General features: G+C 63.5%; 21 protein-coding genes. 18 read left to right on the forward strand and 3 right to left on the reverse strand.

The annotated features are described in order from the left end of the window. The first annotated feature begins 2 nt into the window (after window positions 1–2). The 8 genes from QY049_RS18690 to QY049_RS18725 all read left to right on the forward strand — a co-directional run bounded on the left by QY049_RS18690 (window position 3) and on the right by QY049_RS18725 (window position 9,286). A complete protein-coding gene (locus tag QY049_RS18690; RefSeq protein ID WP_258765833.1) occupies window positions 3–605 on the forward strand; it encodes a LysE family translocator in 603 nt (200 codons plus the stop codon). Window positions 606–737: 132 nt separating this feature from the next. Next, on the forward strand, window positions 738–1,757 hold the full coding sequence (ilvC, locus tag QY049_RS18695; RefSeq protein ID WP_258765834.1) for a ketol-acid reductoisomerase: 1,020 nt from the start codon (window positions 738–740) through the stop codon (window positions 1,755–1,757). Between the two features lie 567 nt (window positions 1,758–2,324). Beyond that, window positions 2,325–3,176, forward strand: a complete 852-nt coding sequence (locus QY049_RS18700) for an SDR family oxidoreductase (RefSeq protein ID WP_194480285.1) — start codon at window positions 2,325–2,327, stop codon at window positions 3,174–3,176. A gap of 433 nt (window positions 3,177–3,609) precedes the next feature. Then, a complete protein-coding gene (locus QY049_RS18705; RefSeq protein ID WP_301269859.1) occupies window positions 3,610–5,322 on the forward strand; it encodes a sulfatase-like hydrolase/transferase in 1,713 nt (570 codons plus the stop codon). A 247-nt stretch (window positions 5,323–5,569) separates the two neighbouring features. Further along, window positions 5,570–6,736 carry an NEW3 domain-containing protein gene (locus QY049_RS18710; protein ID WP_194480287.1) on the forward strand — a complete coding sequence of 389 codons (1,167 nt, stop codon included), beginning with the start codon at window positions 5,570–5,572 and terminating at the stop codon, window positions 6,734–6,736. After that, complete coding sequence (locus QY049_RS18715; RefSeq protein WP_194480288.1) at window positions 6,733–7,719, forward strand: ABC transporter ATP-binding protein; 987 nt, start codon at window positions 6,733–6,735, stop codon at window positions 7,717–7,719. Before QY049_RS18710 ends, QY049_RS18715 begins: the two co-directional genes overlap by 4 nt. Then, window positions 7,709–8,671: an ABC transporter permease gene (locus tag QY049_RS18720; RefSeq protein ID WP_194480290.1), complete on the forward strand. Its 963-nt coding sequence runs from the start codon at window positions 7,709–7,711 to the stop codon at window positions 8,669–8,671. Before QY049_RS18715 ends, QY049_RS18720 begins: the two co-directional genes overlap by 11 nt. 228 nt (window positions 8,672–8,899) lie before the next feature. Further along, window positions 8,900–9,286, forward strand: a complete 387-nt coding sequence (locus tag QY049_RS18725; protein ID WP_194480292.1) for a rhodanese-like domain-containing protein — start codon at window positions 8,900–8,902, stop codon at window positions 9,284–9,286. 39 nt (window positions 9,287–9,325) lie between these two features. Here the strand turns inward: QY049_RS18725 and QY049_RS18730 are convergent, their stop codons facing one another. Both QY049_RS18730 and QY049_RS18735 read right to left on the reverse strand, forming a co-directional pair. Beyond that, window positions 9,326–10,885, reverse strand: coding sequence for an ABC transporter permease/substrate-binding protein (locus QY049_RS18730; RefSeq protein ID WP_194480293.1), 1,560 nt, complete (start codon window positions 10,883–10,885; stop codon window positions 9,326–9,328). Further along, entirely contained in the window at window positions 10,882–11,664 is a 783-nt protein-coding gene (locus QY049_RS18735; protein ID WP_194480295.1) for an ABC transporter ATP-binding protein, read from the reverse strand. The genes QY049_RS18730 and QY049_RS18735 overlap by 4 nt, the downstream gene beginning before the upstream one ends. Before the next feature lie 131 nt (window positions 11,665–11,795). Between QY049_RS18735 and QY049_RS18740 the strand changes: the two genes are divergently transcribed. The 10 genes from QY049_RS18740 to QY049_RS18785 all read left to right on the forward strand — a co-directional run bounded on the left by QY049_RS18740 (window position 11,796) and on the right by QY049_RS18785 (window position 21,068). Continuing rightward, the gene (locus QY049_RS18740; protein WP_301269812.1) at window positions 11,796–12,614 is read left to right on the forward strand and encodes an ABC transporter ATP-binding protein; all 819 of its coding nucleotides are present in this window, start codon (window positions 11,796–11,798) and stop codon (window positions 12,612–12,614) included. Further along, window positions 12,614–13,399: an ABC transporter permease gene (locus QY049_RS18745; RefSeq protein WP_258765839.1), complete on the forward strand. Its 786-nt coding sequence runs from the start codon at window positions 12,614–12,616 to the stop codon at window positions 13,397–13,399. Before QY049_RS18740 ends, QY049_RS18745 begins: the two co-directional genes overlap by 1 nt. Window positions 13,400–13,622: 223 nt before the next feature. Beyond that, window positions 13,623–14,648, forward strand: coding sequence for an ABC transporter substrate-binding protein (locus tag QY049_RS18750; protein WP_301269813.1), 1,026 nt, complete (start codon window positions 13,623–13,625; stop codon window positions 14,646–14,648). A gap of 29 nt (window positions 14,649–14,677) precedes the next feature. Continuing rightward, on the forward strand, window positions 14,678–15,382 hold the full coding sequence (locus QY049_RS18755; protein WP_194480302.1) for an NUDIX hydrolase: 705 nt from the start codon (window positions 14,678–14,680) through the stop codon (window positions 15,380–15,382). A 91-nt stretch (window positions 15,383–15,473) separates the two neighbouring features. After that, window positions 15,474–16,784 carry an ABC transporter substrate-binding protein gene (locus QY049_RS18760; RefSeq protein ID WP_194480303.1) on the forward strand — a complete coding sequence of 437 codons (1,311 nt, stop codon included), beginning with the start codon at window positions 15,474–15,476 and terminating at the stop codon, window positions 16,782–16,784. A gap of 15 nt (window positions 16,785–16,799) precedes the next feature. Beyond that, on the forward strand, window positions 16,800–17,567 hold the full coding sequence (locus QY049_RS18765) for an ABC transporter ATP-binding protein (RefSeq protein WP_301269814.1): 768 nt from the start codon (window positions 16,800–16,802) through the stop codon (window positions 17,565–17,567). 3 nt (window positions 17,568–17,570) lie between these two features. Continuing rightward, window positions 17,571–18,275, forward strand: coding sequence for an ABC transporter ATP-binding protein (locus QY049_RS18770; RefSeq protein ID WP_194480305.1), 705 nt, complete (start codon window positions 17,571–17,573; stop codon window positions 18,273–18,275). Window positions 18,276–18,281: 6 nt separating this feature from the next. Beyond that, complete coding sequence (locus tag QY049_RS18775) at window positions 18,282–19,163, forward strand: branched-chain amino acid ABC transporter permease (protein WP_128964792.1); 882 nt, start codon at window positions 18,282–18,284, stop codon at window positions 19,161–19,163. Further along, entirely contained in the window at window positions 19,160–20,179 is a 1,020-nt protein-coding gene (locus QY049_RS18780) for a branched-chain amino acid ABC transporter permease (RefSeq protein WP_194480307.1), read from the forward strand. Before QY049_RS18775 ends, QY049_RS18780 begins: the two co-directional genes overlap by 4 nt. Then, entirely contained in the window at window positions 20,139–21,068 is a 930-nt protein-coding gene (locus QY049_RS18785) for a polyphosphate kinase 2 family protein (RefSeq protein ID WP_301269815.1), read from the forward strand. The genes QY049_RS18780 and QY049_RS18785 overlap by 41 nt, the downstream gene beginning before the upstream one ends. Window positions 21,069–21,300: 232 nt before the next feature. Here QY049_RS18785 and QY049_RS18790 read toward each other — a convergent pair whose 3' ends face one another. Then, window positions 21,301–22,185, reverse strand: coding sequence for an MBL fold metallo-hydrolase (locus tag QY049_RS18790; protein ID WP_194480310.1), 885 nt, complete (start codon window positions 22,183–22,185; stop codon window positions 21,301–21,303). Between the last annotated feature and the right edge of the window lie 232 nt (window positions 22,186–22,417).

Here is a 22,417-nt window from a genome sequence, read left to right on the forward strand (position 1 = left end):
GGATGTCCCAGTCGTTGCTCTACGCCTTCATCATCTTCGCCCTCGTGATGTTCTTCACGCCGGGGCCGAACAACATCATGCTGCTCTCGTCGGGGCTGACCTACGGCTTCCGCCGCACCATCCCGCACATCGCTGGCATCACTATCGGCTTCGCCTTCATGGTCGGCGCCGTCGGCCTCGGGCTCGGCACCGTGTTTCTGGCGTACCCGATCCTCCAGACCATCCTGAAATATGCCGGTGCGGCGTACCTGATCTATCTTGCCGCCGTGATTGCCATGTCCGGCCCGGCCAAGCCGGACGAGGCGGACGGCCGCGGCCCGATGACCTTCTGGGGCGCCGCCATGTTCCAGTGGATCAACGCCAAGGGCTGGGTGATCGTGATCGGTACCATCACGGCTTACGCGGCAATTGCCCAGTTCCCGGTCAACATCGCGATCCAGACCCTGATCAGCCTTTTGGTCGGCACGGTCTCGACCGTGGTCTGGGCTTTCTTCGGCACTGCACTACGACCGGTGCTGACCTCGGAGCGGCTGGTCCGCGCCTTCAATATCCTGATGGCGCTCCTGCTGCTAGCCTCCCTCTACCCCGTTTTCATGGATGCATGATGTCGCGGATTTCCATGCAGAAACGGGTTTCCCTCAGGGGCCGAAATGCTCTAGACAGCCCCCGAAATCCGCAAATTACACCCTTCGGACACTGACCATCGGCCGATTTTGGCCCTGAACGAGGAAACGACTATGCGTGTTTATTACGATCGCGACGCCGACCTGAACCTGATCAAGGGGAAGAAGGTCGCCATCGTCGGCTATGGCAGCCAGGGCCACGCCCATGCGCTCAATCTGAAGGACTCCGGCGTCAAGGACGTGGCGATTGCGCTGCGCAAGGATTCGGGATCGGTCAAGAAGGCGGAAGCCGCCGGCTTCAAGGTGATGGAAGTCGCCGATGCCGCCAAATGGGCCGACCTCGTCATGATGCTGACCCCGGACGAGCTCCAGGGCGACATCTATCGTGAGCACCTGCACGACAACATGAAGAAGGGTGCCGCCCTCGTGTTCGCGCACGGCCTCAACGTCCACTTCAACCTGCTCGATCCGCGCGCCGACCTCGACGTGCTGATGATCGCGCCGAAGGGCCCCGGCCACACCGTGCGCTCGGAGTATCAGCGCGGTGGCGGCGTGCCCTGCCTGATCGCGATCGCCAAGGACGTCTCGGGCAACGCCCATGACCTCGGTCTGTCCTACGCCTCTGCTGTCGGCGGCGGCCGCGCCGGCATCATCGAGACCACCTTCAAGGAAGAGTGCGAGACCGACCTGTTCGGCGAGCAGGTCGTGCTCTGCGGCGGCCTGGTCGAACTGATCAAGGGCGGCTACGAGACCCTGGTCGAAGCCGGCTACGCCCCGGAGATGGCGTATTTCGAGTGCCTGCACGAAGTGAAGCTGATCGTCGACCTGATCTATGAAGGCGGCATCGCCAACATGAACTACTCGATCTCCAACACGGCCGAGTACGGCGAGTACGTCACTGGCCCGCGCATCGTCACCGCAGAGACCAAGGCCGAGATGAAGCGCGTTCTCGCCGACATCCAGGGCGGCAAGTTCGCCCGCGACTGGATGCTCGAGAACAAGGTCAATCAGACCTCGTTCAAGGCGACCCGCGCCAAGCTCGCTGCGCATCCGATCGAGGAGGTCGGCGCGAAACTCCGCGACATGATGCCTTGGATCAAGAAGGGCGCGCTGGTCGACAAGTCGAAGAACTGACGGCATCGCCGTCATTCCGGGGGCGAGAAACGCAACCCGGAATCTCGACCCACGACCTCTGGATTCCGGGTTCGCGCTAACGCGTGCCCCGGAATGGCGAGTGAAGCAAAAGCTTCGCTCGCCAAACCAAATCTTAAATCTTCGCGACTATATCTGAGCGAGACCGCAAACAGCGGTCTCGCTCTTTTCTTCTCGCGCGAAACATTGCTGCTTCATTCAAATTCTTCGCGAGATGAAGTGCTCTCAGAGAGCCAAGAACTGACGCTTAAACCACATTCTTGAGTTCGCGTCGTTTTTTCAGAATTTTTTCGGAAGTCGTGGTCGCCAAAAGCGCTTTGTGCTCAGAGTCTAGGATTAGACTCTTCATCCGCGTTCTCAAGATGCAATCAATCGCATTCCGCGACGTTTGTACGGCACTTTATCTTAAGAACCTGCACCTGATGCGCCTTCTTGCGGCGCAACGGGGGCCCGGAAAAGACCATCTGTGCGCGGGCTGAGTACCGGGCGGCATTGCGCTGGCGCAGCCCCCTCCTACATGATCGCGGGGCACTAAAGGGGGAGAGGACTATGCGATCTGTCGTCGTCACCGGCGCGTCCACCGGTATTGGCTGGGCCATTGCGAAATTCCTGATTGGGCGCGGCTACCGCGTCTTCGGCAGCGTCCGCAAGCAGGCCGATGCCGACAGGCTCGCGGGCGAGTTCGGCGCAAACTTCACGCCGCTGCTGTTCGATGTCACCGATGAGGCCGCCGTGCTGGCCGCCGCGCGCCAGGTCCGCGAGGCGCTGGCCGGCGAGACGCTGGCGGGCCTCGTCAACAATGCCGGCGTCGCGGTCGCCGGTCCCGTGCTCGAACTGTCGGCGGATGATTTCCGCCGCCAGATGGACATCAACGTCATCGGCCCTGTCATCGCGACCCAGGCGTTCGGGCCGCTGCTTGGCGCCGACCCGTCGTTGAAGGGGCCGAAGGGCCGGATCGTGATGATCAGCTCGGTCGCAGGCAAGAACGGCAATCCGCTGTCGGCCCCTTACTGCACCTCCAAGCACGCGATCGAAGGCCTCTCCGAGAGCCTTCGCCGCGAACTGATGCTGTTCGGCATCGACGTGATCATCGTTGCCCCCGGCGCGGTGAAGACGCCGATCTGGACCAAGGCCGAACAGATCGACCTCTCCATCTACAAGAACTCGCCCTATCTGCCGGCGCTCAACAAGGTCATGGCCTTCATGATGGAGCTCGGCGCCAACGGCCTGCCTGCCGATCGGATCGCGGAGATCGTGTTCGAGGCACTTACCTCGCCGAGCGCCAAGGTACGCTACCAGATCACGCCGGACCGGCTGCGCCATCTGATTGGGGCCGTGCTGCCGAAGCGGACATTCGACCGTATCATCGCCAAGCGGCTCGGCCTGCTGCCGCAGAGCTGATCGACGTTCAGCTCGCTTCGGTCGTCCGCCCGCGCGGGTGGGCGGCCATCGCGATCATCTCCACGGGACGCCATTTCGCTCATGGAAGCTCCGCCGAACTGACGCGCGACAATGCCGAGCTCGTTGCGCCGACCGCGCGGATGCTGGCTGAGCGGCCGCTGAACCTGCTTGCCCGGGCGGACGAGGTGATCGAGTAGCGAGTGCCGCGATCGAGGCAGGCTCTCGAACCTCAGGCTGCGGAGCCGGGGTGCGGCTTTTTCGCCTCCCGCTAACATTAAGCGAAGGTCGCATCGCCGCGCGCGTTGCCTGTCCATGACCGTTCCATTACAGTTTTGTGACACGGTGCAACCGGCTGCGCCGGACGCCCTGGCCGTCTTGAGGCCGGCCAGAGGGTTGGCATCACCGCGCCGGACTTGAGTTCAGCGTGTCGTCGATGGCGTCCGCGCCCAATTCCGGTCCTTCCGCCACCACCGCCGTCCTGGCGAGCGTTGCCGCGCTCGGCATCTGGCGGCTGCTCGCGGTGGCCGCGCCGCATTTCGCTGCACTGGCGTTGATGTACGAGACCGAGACCGATTTTGCCTCGCGCCTCTCCTTCCTGCTCGCCTGGGGCATTCTCAACTTCTTCTGGATCACGCTGCTGCGCCGGCCGGCGCTGTCGAGTGCGCTGTCGCTGACCATGGTCGTGGTGCTGGTGCTGCTGTCGCGGCTCAAGCACGACGTCGCCCAGATGACGGTGAACTTCATCGATTTGATGATGATCGACCGCGACACCGTCGCCTTCCTGTTCACGATCTTTCCGAACTTGCGCTGGTCGGTGATCGGGGCTGGCCTCGTCACGCTGCCGCTGATGTATGCGCTGTGGTGGCTCGATCCGTTTCGCATTCGCCGCCTGCCGGCGCTCGCCTGCAAGCTCGCCTGCCTTGCCGCCCTTGTCTTCTATTCCGTCTATCATCCCGATGAGGCCTGGCGCGGCTATTACGACGATGGCTATCTCTCGAAATTCTTTCGCTCCGGCGTCACCGCGGTCTCCGATTTCGTCCAGTACGGCTTCATGGAATCGGCCGCCGCGACCAATGAACGACTCAACATGCCGCTGGTCGACGCCTGCCATCCGGCGGGCCGCCGGCCGAATATCGTCATGATCCACGATGAATCGAGCTTCGATATTCGCGCCGCGCAGGGCATCAAGGTGCCCGCGGGCTACGGCAACCATTTCAAGTCGTGGGACGGCAAGGAGCGCACGTTCCTCGCCGAGAGCAATGGCGGCCCCAGCTGGTTCACCGAATACAACGTGCTTGCAGGTCTTTCGTCGCGCTCGTTCGGCCGCTTTGCCTATTTCGTGACGCGCATTGCGTCGGGCCGCGTCGAGCGCGGCCTGCCGCTGGCGCTGCGTCGTTGCGGCTACGATACGATGTCGCTCTATCCCGCCTATGGCGGCTTCATGGGCGCGCGCAGCTTCCAATTGACGACCGGCATCGAGCGCTTCTTCGACTCTCATGATCTCGGCGCCAAGGACGTCGAGCCCGATAGTTTCTTCTATGACAAGGCGCTGGGGTTGATGGGCGAGCGGACGCCGAACAAGCCGCTGTTCACCTTCATCTATCTCGCGGCCAATCACTTTCCCTGGGAGACGCGGTTTCGCCCCGACCTGCTTCCGAACTGGCGTGCACCGGGCAACGCGCCGTCCATCGACGAATATCTGCGCCGGCAGGCGATGAGTGCCGAGCAATACGAGAACTTTATCTCGGGCATGAAAAAGAAATTTCCGGGCGAGCCTTTCCTGATCGTGCGCTATGGCGATCACCAGCCCGAGTTCGCACCTGGCATCCTCGAGCCCGGGCTCGACGAAGGGGCAATCGGCAAGAAGCTCGACGCTTACGATCCACGCCTCTACGCGACCTACTACGCCATCGATGCCATCAATTTCGAGCCGGTCAAAAGCGACGCGGTGATGGACACGATCGACGGTCCCTATCTGCCGCTGGTAATTCAGGAAGCCGCCGGCATTCCGCTTGATCCGTCCTTCGCGGAGCAGAAGCAGATCATGCTTCGCTGCAAGGGCATTTTTTACGGCTGCAAGAATGGCGCCGAAGCGCGGCGGCTGAATCGGCTGTTGATCAATGCAGGGATGATCCACGGACTTTAGCGATCACTTCTCCATTCTTGCGGCGAAGATAAATCGCATTACGATATATTAATCTCCGGTCGCAGGAGTTTGGCTTCAAACTAAAGTCTGAGCCGAAAAGTGCCGGAGATCACCTACTTGTAATTGGTGCGGCGCTTCGCTTCCCAAACTTTGTCACGATTTCTCCCATCATCCGGCAAGCCGTCGCCATCGTCTTCAGGCGGCGCGCTGTCCATCTCTGGTCCATTTCCTTGCAGGAGTATCGTCCATGCGAGCGCTTGATGCTGCGCGTCTTGCATTTGCCCTGATGTTGCTTGGCCCCACCGCTTACGCGGCGGAGCCGGCTCACGACATCAAGGGCCTCTATCTCATGACCGACTATCCGGCGGTCACGGTGCGACCGGGGACCACGACCAACGTGTCGCTGCGGTTGCAGGATTACGGTCTCGCGCCGGAACGCTACCAGCTTTCGGTCGCCGGCGTGCCGAGCGGCTGGACCGCGACGCTGCTGGGCGGCGGCCAGCCGGTTGGTGCGGCGATGCCGGCGCCCGATGGCAACGTCGCGCTCCAGCTTCGGCTCGACATCCCCGCCGGCAGCGATCTGAGCGCGCATACGCTCACGGTCAAAGCCGAGGGACAGGGCACCAGCGCCGAACTTCCCATCGCCGTGTCGCTCGCGAAGGAGCTGCCCGCCAAGCTCAGCGTGAAGTCCAGCCTGCCGTCTCTGCGCGGCAGTCCGAAATCGAATTTCGACTACACGCTCTCGATCAAGAACGATTCGGGTCGCAACCTCGTCGCCAGCTTCGCCGCCGATGCACCCGCCAATTTCGAAACTTCATTCACCGAAGCCTATGGTACCCAGGAGCTGTCCTCGATCCCGATCGACGCCGGTCAGTCCAAGGACATCAAGTTGAAGGTGCGACCGCCCAGCGCGACCGGTGCCGGCCATTTTCCGGTGAAGGTGACGGTCAAGGCGGGGGACGCTTCAGCCTCGACCGAGCTTGCGCTCGACGTCGTCGGCGAGCCGCAGCTCCAGGTCTCCGGTCGCGATGGTCTGTTGAGTGCACGGGCCGTCGCGGGCAAGCAGAGCTCGATCCCGATCGTCGTGAGCAACAGTGGGACGGCGCCCGCCGAGAATATTACGCTCGCCGGAACAGCGCCGAACGGATGGAAGGTGACGTTCGAGCCTGCGACGATCGATCATCTCGTGCCCGGCAAGGACAGCGAGGTCCAGGCGCTGCTCACGCCCAGCGACAAGTCACTGGCCGGCGATTATCAGGCCAACATTCGCGCCACCTCGAAGGGTGAAACCGCTTCGAGCCAGTTCCGCATCACGGTCGGCACCTCGACCGTATGGGGGGTGGCGGGCGCCGGTGTCATCGGTGTCGCGCTGCTGTTGATGCTGGGTGCCGTCGCGAGGTTCGGACGGCGATGAGCGAGCAACAGATCGAGACCAGGAGCCCAGCGCACGTTCCGGTCATCCATGCGCGCGGCCTGACCAGGCGTTACGGCGATACGGCGGTGGTCGATGGCATCGACTTCGACATCGTCAGAGGCGAGGTGTTCGGCCTGCTCGGTCCGAATGGTGCAGGCAAGACCACGACCATCCTGATGATGCTCGGCTTGACCGAGATCTCGTCGGGTGAGATCAGCGTGCTCGGCTTCAATCCGGCGCGCGAGCCGCTCAGGGTCAAGCGCCGCGTCGGCTATCTGCCGGATGCCGTGGGCTTCTACGACCAGCTCACGGCCACGGAGAACCTCGCCTACACCGGTAAGCTGATGGGGCTCGCTCGTGCGGAGCGTGCCCTCAGGATCGAACAGGCGCTCCAGCGCGTCGGGCTGATCGACGTCGCCTCGAAGCGGGTCGCGACCTTCTCGCGCGGCATGCGGCAGCGGCTGGGGCTGGCCGAGATCATCATGAAGCGGGCCGAGATCGCGATCCTGGACGAGCCGACATCGGGCCTCGATCCGCAGGCGACCCAGGAGTTCCTGGGATTGATCGGAGAACTCAAGGCCGAAGGCATTACGGTGCTGCTGTCGTCCCATATGCTCGACCAGGTTCAGCGCATTTGCGACCGGGTTGCGTTGTTCAAGGCCGGTCATATCGTGCTGATGGGTGGAGTGGCTGAGCTTTCAGTCAAGGTGCTCGGAGCCGGTTTCGTCGTGGAGGTCGAGGCCGAGGGGCCGGGGATCGCCCGGCGGCTTGCCATGATTCCCGGTGTCACCCAGGTCGAGACGCTCGCCGCCGATCGCTTCCGCATGACCGCGGAGCGCGACGTGCGACCGGACGCGGCGCGCGCGGTCGTCGCGGTTGACGGCGCCTTGCGTAAACTGTCCGTCGACGAGCCGAGCCTCGAAGCGATCTACGCGCGCTATTTCCAGAGCCAGCCAACCGGAGGCGTGCGTCATGCGGCGTGAGGGATCACCGTTCCAGGGATTGTCGACTGTCTTCGTCAAGGAACTCGCCGACCATATCTCCAGCGTCCGCATGTTGATGCTGGAGCTCCTGATCGTCTTCACCGCACTGGCCGCACTGTACGAGGCGATCAACAGCCTCAGGCAGACCACTGCCGAGGATCCGTTCCTGCTGCTGCGGCTGTTCACGATCGACCAGGCGCCGTTGCCGTCCTTCGTCGCGATCCTCGGCTTCCTCATTCCGCTGATGGCGATCGGATTGGGCTTTGACGCCGTCAATGGCGAGCACACAAGGCGGACATTGTCGCGCATCCTGGCGCAACCGATCTATCGGGACGCCTTGCTGATGGGGAAGTTCCTGGCGGCGCTTGCCACCATCGGAATCAGCCTCGCCGCCTTGTGGTTGCTGGTGATCGGCCTCGGCCTGATCTTTCTCGGCGTGCCGCCCGGCGGCGAGGAAGTCGCGCGATCACTCGTGTTTCTGGTCGTGGCAATCTTCTATGCCGGCGTCTGGCTGTCACTGGCGATGTTGCTGTCCACGGTGTTCCGGTCGGCTGCCACCGCGGCCCTGGTTTCGCTGGGTATCTGGCTGTTCCTGACGGTGCTCTGGCCGATGCTGGCTCCGGCCCTGGCACAGGTGGTCGCGCCGGCCGACCCGCGGTATGCGCTGCTCGGCCTGAACGATCCGGCGACCGCGGTGTGGACACAGGAGTTGTTGCGGTTTTCGCCCAACGACCTGTTTGAGGAAGCGATGCTCGCGGTGCTGTCACCCACGACCCGTGCGCTTGGCCCTGTCTTCCTCGATCAGCTTCGCGGCGCAGTCATGGGCGCGCCGCTGCCCTTCGACGAAAGCATCATGATCGCGTGGCCGCAGACCGTCGGCCTCGTCGCGGGAACGATCATTCTCTTTGCGTTCAGCTACGTGCTGTTTCAGCGGCAGGAAGTGAGAGCGTGAGCTGACTTGTGCTTTGCCCTCTCGACCTCCAGGAGAGGGCAGGAGGGGGTAGCCGAACGTCCCCTGCGGCTGCCCCCTCAACTCTGCCGATCGTGGCCGGCCCCCTGTTGCTTTGCCACCGCATCCATCGATAGTCTCGTTGCGTCGTCCTCCGAACGGGGGATGCGACGAAAGACGAATCCGGTTAACGGGGGCGCTCGACAGAACCGCAAACGACAGGAGCCGTCATTGGCAATTTCCGTCAAACAGATGCTTGAAGCCGCCAACGCCGCCGTGACAAGGATCACGCCGGCCCAGGCCAAGGAGATGATCGAGAAGGGCGACGCGCTCGTGCTCGACGTGCGCGATGCGCCGGAAATCGAGAAGAGCGGCAAGATTCATGGCGCGGTGAATGTTTCCCGCGGCATGCTGGAGTTTCGCGCAGATCCCGAGTCGCCGTACCACGACAAGGCGTTTGCCAAGGACAGAACCGTGATCCTCTATTGCGCCTCAGGCGGTCGCTCCGCCCTGGCTGGCAAGCTGCTTCAAGACATGGGTTACAGCGACGTCTACAACGTCGGCGGTTTCAAGGATTGGGTCGACGCCGGCGGCACGATTGAAAAGCCGGTCTTGTAGCAGCGGTGGCTGTGTGGGAGGGCGCAGGATGCGACTAGTCTAGCGCCCGCCGACTTTCCCCCACAGCCACTTCGCCACCGCGTCCGGCGACGAGTTGGCGTCATTGCCGCTGGCGCGCAAATTGGCCTCGCGCATGGTGGCGATGTCGATCTTGCCCAGGAGCGGGCTCAGCGCCGCCTTGAGGCGCTCGTCGCTGGCACGCTTCGGCGCAAGCAGCAGGATCGCATCATAGGGCGGGATCGCCTGCTTGGGATCGTCCAAGGCCACCAGATCGTATTTCGCGATCAGTCCGTCGCTGGTGTAACCGGCGATGACGTCAACCTCGCCGCTGGCCGCCGCCGCATACATGAAGTCCGGCTGCATCTGGCGCTGGGTGCGGAACTGAAGGCCATAGGCCTTTTGCAGTGCTGCCCATTCCGGCCGCGAGAAGAACTCGTAGTCGCCGGCGATCGACATCGTGGAGGTGTGCGCGGCGAGATCGGCGATGGTATGAATGCCGAGCGCGTCGGCACGCTTTCTCGGCATCACCAGCGCATAGGCATTCTCGAAGCCGAGTTCGCCGAGCAGGGTGATTTTGTCCTTGGCGAGCGACGTCTTCAATTCAGCCACCAACTCCGCCCGCGGCTTGATGTCGGTGCGGTGCAGCTGGTTCGCCCACAGCGTACCGGAATAGTCGACATAGAGGTCGATATCGCCGGCCTTCAGCGCCTCGAAGATCACGCTCGAGCCGAGGCCGGATCGCGCGGTGGCGGAGAGGCCGGCTGCCTGGAGACGATCCTTCAGCAGGGCCGAGAGCACATATTGCTCGGCAAAGGTTTTCGCGCCGACCACGTAGCCGGATGACGAGCGCCCCATCGTCGGCACCAGTGTCGCTGCGACCAGTGCCGCGATCCCCGCCGCGCCGAGCGCGGTGCGCAGCCGACCGCGCTGACGCAACCCGCTTTCGATCAGGCCGAGCAGCTGATCGACGGCGAGCGCGAGCGCGGCCGAGGCAAAACAGCCGAACAGCACGAACACCCAGTTCTGGGTCTGGAGCCCGGCAAATATGTAGTTGCCGAGGCTGGTCTGCCCGATCGGGGTCGACAGCGTCGCGGTACCGATCACCCACACCGCGGCGGTGCGGATGCCTGCCATCATCACCGGTAGAGCCAGTGGCAGCTCGATCATCACCAGCGACTGCCGCGCGGTCATGCCGACGCCCTTGGCGGCTTCGATCAGTGCGGGGTCGATGCCGTTCAGTCCCGTGATGCCGTTACGCAGCACCGGCAGCATCGAATAGAGCGCCAGCGCCAGCATCGCCGGCAGGAAGCCGAAGGCAGAGAAAGAAACTCCGAACCAGGCCAGTGTCACGGAGGCTGCGAGGAGCAGCAGCGGATAGAACAAGGCAAGCAGCGCCAGTCCCGGCACGGTCTGCACGACGCTTGCAAGCGCGAGCAGGATGGCGCGCGGCGCCGGTCGGTTGCGCGTCAGGATCGCCAGCGGCAGGCTGACGATCAGGCCAAGCGCGAGCGCAGCGAGGCTCACCCGCACATGGTTGCCGAGATAATCGGGCAAATGCGCCAGCGCCTCGCCCCAGCGCGGATCATTGAGGAAGCTCATGCCGCACCGCTCTGCGGCAGCAGCGCGTTCAGCCGTTCGACCTGGCGGCGCGGCGTGCGCAGCAGCTCGAGCACGTAGGCGTCGCCACTTGCTGCAAGCTCCGCCGGCGTGCCCTGCGCCAGCAACTTGCCGCCACGCATCACCGCGATGCGGTCGGCGAGCAAAATCGCCTCCGTCACGTCGTGCGTGATCATTACGGTGGTCAGGCCCAGCTTGTGGTGCAGCTGGCGGAAATCCTCGCCGAGGGCGTCGCGGGTGAGGGGATCGAGCGCGCCGAAGGGCTCGTCCATCAGCACGATACGAGGCTTGGCGGCGAGCGCTCGTGCCACGCCGACGCGCTGGCGCTGTCCGCCCGAGAGCGCCTCCGGCAGCCGGTCGCGATGGGCGGCGCGGTCGAGCTGCACAAGCGCGATCAACTCGTCGACGCGCACCGCGATCTCGGTTGCGGGCGCGCCGAGCAGTTTTGGCGTGATCCCGATGTTGTCGGCGACACTCAAATGTGGAAACAGACCGGCGTTCTGGAAGACGTAACCGATCCGGCGTCGCAGTGCGACCGGATCGATGTTTTGGACGTCCTCTCCCTCGACCGTGATGGTGCCGCCATCTGCCTCGATCAGCCGGTTGGCGAGCCGCAGCAACGTCGTCTTGCCCGAACCCGACCCGCCGACGACGGCCAGAAATTCGCCCTCGGCAATATCGAGCGACAAATCGTCGACGGCCCTGAGAGGACCGAAGTTCTTGGTGACGTGCGCATAGCCGATCATCGGCCGGGACTGCATTGGGCGACGCTCACTTCGTTGACCCGCCCGATGGGGAGGGGATGACAGACCCATGCGTAGCACGCTTGGCCGGTTGATTGAACTTGGCCGCGCGAGAGGCTAAGGCATCAAGCCGGGTTCGGAGGAAACACATGACAACGCCCATGGCGGTGGCGCTGGAAGATGCCAAGGTTGCGTTCCGGCTGGGGGACGGGAGGGTCTACACGGCGGTGGAGAAGGCCCATCTGACGGTCGCGCAGGGCGAGTTTGTCGCCATCGTCGGGCCGACCGGCTGCGGAAAATCAACCTTGCTCAACGTCGCCGCCGGGCTGCTCAAGCCTGCCTCCGGCGGCGTCAAGATCTTCGACCGGCCGCTTGCGGGGTTGAATCGGGATGCCGGCTATTTGTTCCAGGCCGACGCCTTGTTCCCCTGGAAGACCGCGCTCGACAATGTCGCGATCGGGCTCGAGATCAAGGGCGCGCCGCGCGCCGAGGCGTTGCCGCAGGCGCAGAAATGGTTGACTTCCGTCGGCCTCGGCGCCTTTGCGGGCCGTTATCCGCATATGCTCTCCGGCGGCCAGCGCAAGCGCGTGGCGCTGGCGCAGGTCCTGATCCGCGATCCCAAGATCCTGCTGATGGACGAGCCGTTCGGGCCGCTCGATGCGCAGACGCGCCAGGTGATGGGCAATCTGCTGCTCGATCTCTGGAACGCCGACCGCAAGGCGGTGCTGTTCGTGACCCATGATCTGGAAGAGGCGATCGCGCTCGCCGACCGCGTCGTGATCATGTCGGCCGGACCGTCCTCGCGCATCATCGGCGACTGGCGCGTGAGCTTGCCTCGCCCGCGCGACATCTTCGAGGTGCGGCTGGACAAGGATTTCCATGCGCTGCATCGCGAGATCTGGAGCGTGCTCAAGGACGAGGTGATGAAGGGCTACGCGCAATCCACTCACGCGGCGGAGGCGGTCTGATGTCCCGTGTCACGCTGCTTGCGCTGCAAGCCCTGGTCGCGATCGTCTGCATCGCGCTGTGGCAGTTCTTTTCGAGCGTTCCGGTCTTTGGAAAAGTCCTGCTGCCGCCGTTCTTCTTCTCCAATCCGGTCGATGTGTTCAGCCAGATCGTAAAGTGGTTCGCGAGCGGTGTGATCTGGAAGCACCTGGCGATCACGCTATGGGAATCCGTCCTCGCCTTCGTGATCGGTTCGGTTGGCGGTGTGCTGATCGGCTTCTGGTTCGCGCGACAGCCGCTGGTCGCAGCGGTGTTCGACCCCTACGTGAAGATGGCCAACGCATTGCCGCGCGTCGTGCTGGCGCCGATCTTCGCGCTATGGCTGGGGCTCGGCATCTGGTCCAAGGTCGCGCTCGGCGTGACGCTGGTGTTCTTCATCGTGTTCTTCAACGTCTATCAGGGCGTCAAGGAGGTCAGCCGCACCGTGCTCGACAATGGCCGCATGCTCGGGATGAGCGAGCGGCAATTGATGCGACACGTCTATTGGCCCTCGGCGCTGTCGTGGATGTTCTCCTCGCTGCACACCTCGGTCGGCTTTGCCGTGGTTGGCGCGGTCGTCGGCGAATATCTGGGGTCGGCCGCAGGTCTTGGCTATCTCATTCAGCAGGCCGAAGGCGTGTTCGACGTTGGCGGCGTGTTCGCCGGCATGTTCGTGCTGTCGGCCTTCGTCATCCTGATCGATTTTGGCGTCACGCTGGTGGAGCGGCGCCTGCTGGTGTGGCGACCGACCGTGGACGGGCACGGCTAACGCAAAAGAGCCCGCGCACCGGTGGGAGCCCTGCATCGCATCCGGCGCCGAAGGCGGCGCTGACCGACACCCGACGACAAGGCGGTTCATGATGATGCTCCCCATCGGGAATGGTCTTGTACGCCTATCGTTGCGCCGAAAGACCAATGGCTGGTGCCACTTAGCGGTGCTTCTCAAGCCGGTCCCGCTGCTCTATGGTGCCGCAGCCGAACGGAGGAAACCAATGAAGAACACGATTGCCAGGCTCGCCGGCGCGCTGCTGGCGCTGACGCTCACGACGGGTCTTGCCGCAGCGCAAAGCAAGGTCACCATTGCGGTCGGCGGCGGCTCCTGCCTGTGCTATTTGCCGACCGTGCTGGCCAAGCAACTCGGCGAGTACGAGAAGGCCGGCCTCAATGTCGACCTGGTCGACCTCAAGGGCGGCTCGGACGCGCTCAAGGCCGTGCTCGGCGGCAGCGCCGACGTGGTCTCAGGCTATTTCGACCATTGCGTCAACCTGGCGGCCAAGAAGCAGGAGCTTCAGGCCTTCGTGGTCTATGACCGCTATCCCGGCCTCGTGCTGGTGGTCGCCCCCTCGCATACGGGCGACATCAAGTCGATCAAGGACCTCGCCGGCAAGAAGGTCGGCGTCAGCGCGCCCGGCTCCTCCACCGATTTCTTCCTGAAATATCTGCTGAAGAAGAACGGGCTCGATCCCGCCGGCACCGCCGTGATCGGCGTCGGCCTCGGGGCTACGGCTGTGGCGGCCATGGAGCAGGGACAGATCGACGCCGCGGTGATGCTCGATCCCTCCGTCACCGTGCTCCAGGGCAGCCATAAGGACCTGCGAATCCTCAGCGACACCCGCACCCAAAAGGACACGCTCGAGACCTTCGGCGGCGAATATCCCGGCGGCGCACTCTACTCGACCGTGGCCTGGATCAACGGCCACGAGAAGGAGACGCAGGCGCTTACCAACGCGATGCTGGCCACGATCGCCTGGATCCATTCGCATTCTCCCGAGGAGATTATGACGAAGATGCCGGAGGAGATGGTCGGCAAGAACAAGGACCTCTATCTCGCCGCGCTCAAGAACACGATCCCGATGTTCTCAGAGACCGGCAAGATGGACCCGAAGGGCGCGGACGCCGTGCTCGCCGTGTTCAGCCTCGGCTCGCCCGAAGTTGCGAACGCCAAGGTCGATGTCAGCAAGACCTTTACCAACAAGTTCGTCGACCAGGCCAAGAAGACCACGGGGAGCTCCAAATAGCCGACGCGATGGCCTGGTAATCACGCGTCATGACCGCATCGACCATTCATCGCGTCACGACGCTTGATCTTGCCGTGCGTCCCGTCGTCTGGCCGTTCGCCGAGGAGCGGCGCTCCGAGATCGCCGCGCATTTCGCCGAGCAGCAGCGCACCCGGCCGAAACTCTGGAACGGCCGGGTCCTGCTCGGGCGCGATGCTGTCTTCACAGGGGGGCATCTCGCGGCGACCTATTTCGAGACGGATTTCGCCAGCTTCCTGGCCTGGCGGGACTGGGGCTTTCCCGATCCGGCCGTGTTCAACGGGTTCGGCATGGGGGCGCTGCGCACCTCCGATGGCGCCTTCGTGATGGGCGAGATGGCGCATCACACCGCCAACGCGGGACGAATCTACTTCGCGTCGGGTACGCCCGACCTCGACGATGTCAGGGACGGCGCGCTCGACATTCCCGGCAGCGTCGTCCGCGAGCTCGAGGAGGAGACCGGCCTGTCCCCTGCCGACTACTCGGCGGAGGCGGACTGGCACTGCGTCGTCACCGGCACCTCACTTGCCATGATCCAGATCCTCAACCTGGATATGCCGGGTGAGGCAGCTCGCGCGCGGATCGAAGCCAATCTGGCGCGCCAGGAGGAGCCGGAGCTTTCGGCCATCCACCTCGTTCGCGGGATGGACGATCTCACGCCGACCATGCCGCGATTTGTCACGGCCTTCGTCGCGCAGCAGTTCGCCTCGCGCTGACGCACGAGGCTTGACATCGCGCGGCCGAGCCCATGTGATGGGCGAAAAGCAAAACAAAAGACGCAATGCACAATCGTCCAGGGAGGTTTAGATGCGCCTGCGCATGGCTGCCCGCTTGGTACGTGGGCTGTTGATCGCGATTGCCGCGATGGGGCTGACCGTTTCGGTCCAAGCTCAAGACAAGAAGATCAAGATCGGCGTGATATTCGACCTGACCGGCCCGCTCGCGGGCGGCGGCTCCGAGCTCGAATATCTCGGCACCAAGATCATCCTCGACCATTTCAGCAAGACCGGCGTCGAAGGCTACAAGGTCGAGGCCGTCTATGCCGACGCGCAGAGCAAGCCCGATATCGCCATCAACGAATCCGTCCGCCTGCTCGAGCAGGAGAAGGTCGATCTGGTGCTTGGCTTCTTCTCCTCGGCGCAATGCGTGCCGGTCGCCGCCCGCGTCGAGCAGCTCAAGAAATTCATGTGGATGACGACCTGCATCTCGTCCGCCGTCTTCGCCGACAAGAACTACAAATACGTCTTCCGCCCGCAGGCGAGCGGTGATCAGTTCGGCGCGATGACGATGGATTTCATCGCGCAGAATTCGAAGGAGAAACTGGGCAAGGAGCCGAAGGATCTCCGCGTCGCCATCATCCACGAGGACGGCGCCTACGGCGTCGACGTCGCCAAGGGCAACGAGGCCGGCGCGAAGAAGGCCGGCTTCAACATCGTGCTGAAGGAGGGTTATTCGGCCACCGCGCCGGATCTTTCGGCGCTGGTGACCAAGCTGAAGCGCGCGAAGCCCGATGTCATTTTCCACACCGGTTACAACCCCGATATCACGCTGTTGCTGCGGCAGGCGCGCGAGCAGGGCCTGAAGTTCGCGGCACTCGTCGGTCACGGCGCCGGCTACGGCGTCTACGAGAAGCTCAAGGAGGGGATGGGCGCCGACGCGAACTACATCTTCAATACCGATCCGATATCGATCTGGCTCGCCAACCAGAAGACCATGAACCCGAAGCTTGCACCCGTCATCAAGATGGTCGGCGAGGAGTTCGACAAGATCAAGCCGGGCGTCGCCATCCGCTCGGCCCATGTCGGCATCGGCGCGTCCAACACCTACGTCTTCATGGATGACGTGTTGCCGCGTGCGATCAAGAAGTATGGCGGGGTCGATCCCGAAGCGCTGCGCAAGGCGGCGCTCGACACCGACATTCCCGAGGGTGGCACGATGCTCGGCTTCGGCGTCAAGTTCTACGGTGAGGGCACGCCGATGGCCGGCCAGAACGAGCGGTCATTCCCGGTCGTGATCCAGTACATCGACGACAAATCCTCGGTGGTATGGCCCAAGAGCCAGGCGCAACGCGAAGCCGTGCTCCCGCTGCCCAAGGGCACTACCTACAGCAACCAGTAGCAGCGGAGCGGGGCGGTGCTGGAGGTCAGCGGGCTGGTGAAGCGGTTTGGCGGCTTCACCGCCGTGAACAACGTGTCGTTCAAGGTCGATCAGGGCGAGATCCTCGGCCTGATCGGCCCCAACGGCTCGGGCAAGAGCACGATCTTCAACATGCTCTCGGGTACGCTGGCGCCGAGCTCCGGCTCGATCCTGTTCGATGGCTCGGAGATCGCGGGCCTCGCGCCGCACCGGATCATCAACCGCGGCGTCGGCCGCACCTTCCAGATCCCGCGGCCGTTCCGGCGGCTCTCCATTTTCGAGAACGTCGCGCTCGCCGGATTCTACGGCCAGGGCCGCCACAGCCGTGTCAAGGCCGAGGAGGCGGCGGAGCGCTCGCTCGCGATGGTGGGCCTGCCGACGGATCGCCACGCCGGCGTCGACGGTCTGGGCGCGGCCGGCTTGAAAAAGCTCGAGCTTGCGAAGGCCCTCGCCACCGCGCCAAAGCTGCTTCTCGCCGACGAGAGCCTCGGCGGCCTCGACGAGGCCGAGATGGGCCAGGCGGCCGACATGCTGCGCAATATCCGCGACGAGCTCGGCATCACCATCATCTGGGTCGAGCACATCATGGGCGTCTTGATGCGCGTCGTCGATCGCGTCATGGTGCTCGATCACGGTGAGAAGATCTCCGAAGGCCTGCCCAGCGCGGTCGCGGGCGATCCGCGCGTCATCGAGGTCTATCTCGGCACCGATGCCGAGACCACGCAGGCGGCGGCCGCCGAAGCGCGCCGCCGCGCGGGAGGGTAGTCGATGCTGGAGCTGCGATCCGTCGACGCCGGCTATGGAACGTTCCAGGTGCTGTTCGACGTCAATCTCGACGTCAATGCGGGTGAGGCCGTCGGGGTCATCGGGCCGAACGGCGCCGGCAAGACCACGTTGATGCGCGTCGTCTCCGGCCTGATCCGCCCTTCGCGCGGGTCGATCGCGATGGAGGGCATCGACGTTCTGGCTACTCCGCCGCACAAGATCGTCAGCCTCGGGATCGCGCATGTGCCGGAGAACCGGCGGCTGTTTCCGCAGCTGTCTGTCGACGACAATCTGAAGATGGGCGCCTTCATGAAGGAAGCGCGCGGTCGCTATGCCGAGCGGCTCGAGGTCGTGTTCGACCTGTTCCCGCGCCTGAAGGAGCGCCGCCATCAGATGGCCGGCACGATGTCCGGCGGCGAGCAACAGATGTGCGCGATCGGCCGCGCGCTGATGTCGAACCCAAAGCTCCTGCTGCTCGACGAGCCCTCGGCGGGACTGGCGCCGGTCGTGGTGCAGCAGGTGTTCGAGCTGGTGAAGCGAATACGTGCCAGCGGGCTGACGGTGCTGATCGTCGAGCAGAACGTGCAACAGGTGCTGAAGGTGGTCGATCGTGCCTATCTGATCGAGGCCGGCACGATCCGCGCGTCGGGCACCGCGGCCGAGATGCTGGCGAGCGACACGGTCAAGGAAGCGTATCTCGGGGTGTGAGGGGCCATGCAGGCGTTCCTGGATATTTTCGACATCTACCTGCTGGAGGCCGTCATCAACGGCATCCTGCTCGGCGGCGTGCTGGCGCTGCTCGCGCTCGGGCTCAACCTGATCTTCGGCGTCATCGACGTGACCTGGATCTGCTACGCCGAGCTGGTGATGATCGGCATGTATGCCATGTATTTCATGGTCCAGTATTACGGCATCAGCTATTTCATCGCGGCACCGCTGACCATCCTGCTGGTCGCGATGCTTGGTGCTCTCCTGCATTACCTCGTGATCGCGCCGCTGCTCACCGCGCCGCCGATCAACCAGTTGCTCGCGACCGGCGGAGTGCTGTTCGTGCTGCAGAGCTTTGCCACCGTCGCCTTCGGCATCGACTTCCGCAACCTGGGCATCCGCCTGCCGGTGCTCGCCTTCGGCGACATGAATTTCAGCTACGCACGACTTCTGTCGTTCCTGGCGGCGCTGGTCGGCATGGTCGCGGTCTATCTGTTCATGACGCGCACCTTCACCGGCACCGCGATCCGCGCCATCTCGCAGGACCGCCAGATCATGGCGCTGATGGGCGTCGACACCAAACGCATCTATCTCATCACGTCGGCCATCGGCGGCGGGTTGGCCGGGCTCGCCGCATGCCTGCTGGTGCTGCAATATGACGTGCATCCCTTCGTCGGCCTTTCCTTCGGGCCGATCACGTTCCTGATCTGCGTGCTCGGGGGCCTCGGCAATTTCATCGGCGGCTTCATCGCCGCCTTCGTGTTCGCCGAGATCATCTCGCTCGGCGGCCTGTTCTCCGACCTGGAATGGGGCTACGTGCTCGCTTTCGCGTTCTTCATCGTCATGATGTTCATCCGGCCCGCGGGCCTGCTCGCGAGGCGTCGATGACGGGGCAAGGCAGGCTTGCGGCTTGGGGGATCGGTCTGGCGGCGCTGGTCGCGCTGCCCTTCGTTTATCGCGATCCCTACCATCTGCACATTCTGGTGCTGATCCTGATCTGGTCGTTCGCCTATACGTCGTGGTCGATGATGGGGCGGTTCGGCCTGGTCTCGCTCGGCCATGGCGGCTTCATGGGCATCGGTGCCTATGTCACCGCGTTGCTCTGGAACCATCTCGGCCTCTCGCCCTGGATCGGCATCCCCATCGGCATGGTCGCGGCCGGCGCGCTGGCGCTGATCGTCGGTTATCCCTGTTTCCGCTTTCGTATCACCGGGCATTATTTCGTGCTGGTGACGCTGGCGCTGTCGGGCATCGTGCTCCAGGTCATCACGGCGACGCGCGACTATACCGGCGGCTCGCTCGGCTACACGCCGAACCGTGCGGCCGGCAACAAGCTGCTGGCGCTGCAATTCGACGACAAGACCACGTGGTACCTGATCGCGCTTGCGGTCTGGCTCGGCGGAATCGTCGTCTGGCACCTGGTCGATCGCAGCATGAGCCGCTACGCGCTCGAGGCGATCTCGGAGGACGAGGATGCCGCGGCCGCGGCCGGCGTCGACGTCACCGCGGAGAAGCTCAAGATCACGCTGATCAGCGCCCTGATGACGGCGCTGGCCGGCGCGATCTATTGCCAGTACCAGATGTTCATCACGCCCGACACGGTCAGCGGCATCGCAGTGTCGCTTCAGATGGTATTTGCGGCCATCGTCGGCGGCCTGTTCGTCTCGCTGGGTCCGACCGTCGGTGCCGTCATCACCATCCTGCTTGCGGAAACCTTGCGCATCGGCTTCGGCACCAAGGCGGTCGGCTGGGACAATCTCGTCTACGGCGTGCTGCTGGTGCTTTTCATCATATTCCTTCCCAAGGGCATCCTTGGTAGCGTACTCGACCGATTGAAGTCGCAACGCAAGGTGCCCCGCGCTCATGAACAAAAAGCCGTCCAAATCGCTCGCCCAGGAACTTGACCGTTACATCACGCCATTCCGCCACGACGGGTCCGGCAAGTTCCACCTGAAGGACTACAAGACCAACGATAGGGGCGATCTGGACAAGGACGCGGCGCAAGACATTCTCGACGCCAACAAGAAGCGGCTGATCGAGTTTCAGGAGAAGCTTTACGCCCAGGACCGCTGGTCGGTGCTGATCGTGTTCCAGGCCATGGACGCCGGCGGCAAGGACAGCGCGATCAAGGCGATCTTCGAGGGCATCAATCCGCAGGGCTGCGACGTCCACGCCTTCAAGGCGCCGAGCAGCAAGGAGCTCGACCATGATTTTCTCTGGCGCCATGTGATTGCGCTGCCAGAGCGGGGCAGGATCGGCATCTTCAACCGTTCCCATTACGAGGAGTGCCTGGTGGCGCGCGTGCACCCGGATATCCTCGCGAAGGAGAAGTTGCCCTCGAGGCTCGTTACCAAGAATATCTGGAAGGAGCGGTTCGAGGACATCTCCGCCTTCGAGCGCTATCTCTCCCGCAACGGCACCGTGGTGCTGAAATTCTTCCTCAATCTCTCGAAGGAAGAACAGCGCAAACGCTTTCTCGACCGGCTCGAGGAGCCGGCCAAGCAGTGGAAGTTCTCGATGGGCGACATCAAGGAGCGCGCGCTGTGGCCGCGCTACCAGGCGGTCTACCAGGACATCGTCCGGCACACGGCAACGGCTCATGCGCCCTGGTACGTCGTGCCCGCCGACCACAAATGGTTCGCCCGCGTCGTGATCGGCTCGGTCATCGTCGCGGAGCTGGAAAAGCTGGACTTGCGCTTTCCCCGTGCAGACAAGGCTTCGCTGGCGGAGTTCGACAACGTGCGCGAGGCGTTGGAGCGGGAAGCGAAGGGGAACAAGAAGCGGGCGAAATGAAAGGGCGCGAAACAACCCCATGCACAGTAGCCGGCGACAGCGGAATCAACAGCCTGGCGTCATCGTTCGGATTTTAAGAATTTTCGTTGACCCGTCGGGCAAAACACTGGCATAGTGCCATCATCGTCATCCTTGTGGTGGGGGCTCTGCGCCAAGGCAGCTCTCACCATTTTTGTGGAAGCAGCCCCACACCCTGACCCTCTCCCCGCAAGAACGGGGAGAGGGAGGATAATCAATACCCCCGGCCCCACCAATAGCAGAACCGCTCGACATTGGCCGGCAGGCCGGCCTCGTAATTCGCCCACTTCTCGTATTTAGGCAGCTTCACCTCCTTCATCGCGGTGTCGAAGCATTTGCCGGCGTCGGCCGCCTTCTTCACCTCGGCCGAGAGATCCTCCATGTAGGCGATGTCGTCCGCGACATCCTTCTTGGTGCCGAGCCGGCCGCCGGCATTGGGGTGGCCGGGGATCATGCGTTCCCAATCCAGCGAGGCCAGCTTCTTCAGCGAGGCGATATATTCCAGCGGCGAGGCGTTGTCGGGGATGTTGCGGAACTGGACGCTTTCGATCGGCGCGAAGTCGACGACGAAGACCAGCTTCTCCTTCGGCAGCCGCATCACCAGCGAATTGTCGGAATGGTTGCGGCCGACATAGTCGAGCTCCAGCGTGGTGCCGCCGAGCGTGATCGTCTTGATGTCGTCGACCACCTGGTCCGGCATCACGATGTCGGCCAGGAGCGCGTTCTGCTTCTTGAGCTCGAGCAGCCGCTCCCGGGTGCGGCGATGCGCGATGAAGGTGGCGCCAAGGTCCTTGAAGGGCTGGCCGCCGGCGATGTGATCGTAATGGTGGTGGCTGTAGATGACGTATTTGATCGGCTTGTCGGTGACGGCCCTGATCGCGTCGATATAGGGTTTGGCGGGACGCAAGTAGGAGATCGGATCGGTCGCGATCACGCCCTTCGGCGTCACCACGAACATCGACTGATGGCCGCCATAGCGGAAGATGTAGACGTTGTCGGTGCCGTCGACCTTTCTGGTCGAGGTCTGCGGCGGGGTCTGCGCGAAAGCGGATCCGGTGACGAGGGTCGCGAGAACGGCGATGCAGGATAATGCTTTCATCTCTGGCTTTCTGAAAAAGGGATGGGGCGATGCGACGAGTATGATCTCTCGTACAAACGCTGCGAGAAGGGATTTATTCCGCGCTCTCACTCGGTCAGTCTGCCGCGGAACAGGCGTGCAAATGTGATCCGCAGGCCGTTGATCCCGCTTGACAGTTTTATGTCACGGGAGGAGCATCACGATGGTCGCAGACAAGCGACGCGCAACGTCCACCTCATGAGCAAGGGGAGGT

The sequence above is a fragment of the Bradyrhizobium sp. WYCCWR 13022 genome (assembly GCF_030435535.1).
Classification (GTDB): Bacteria; Pseudomonadota; Alphaproteobacteria; order Rhizobiales; family Xanthobacteraceae; genus Bradyrhizobium.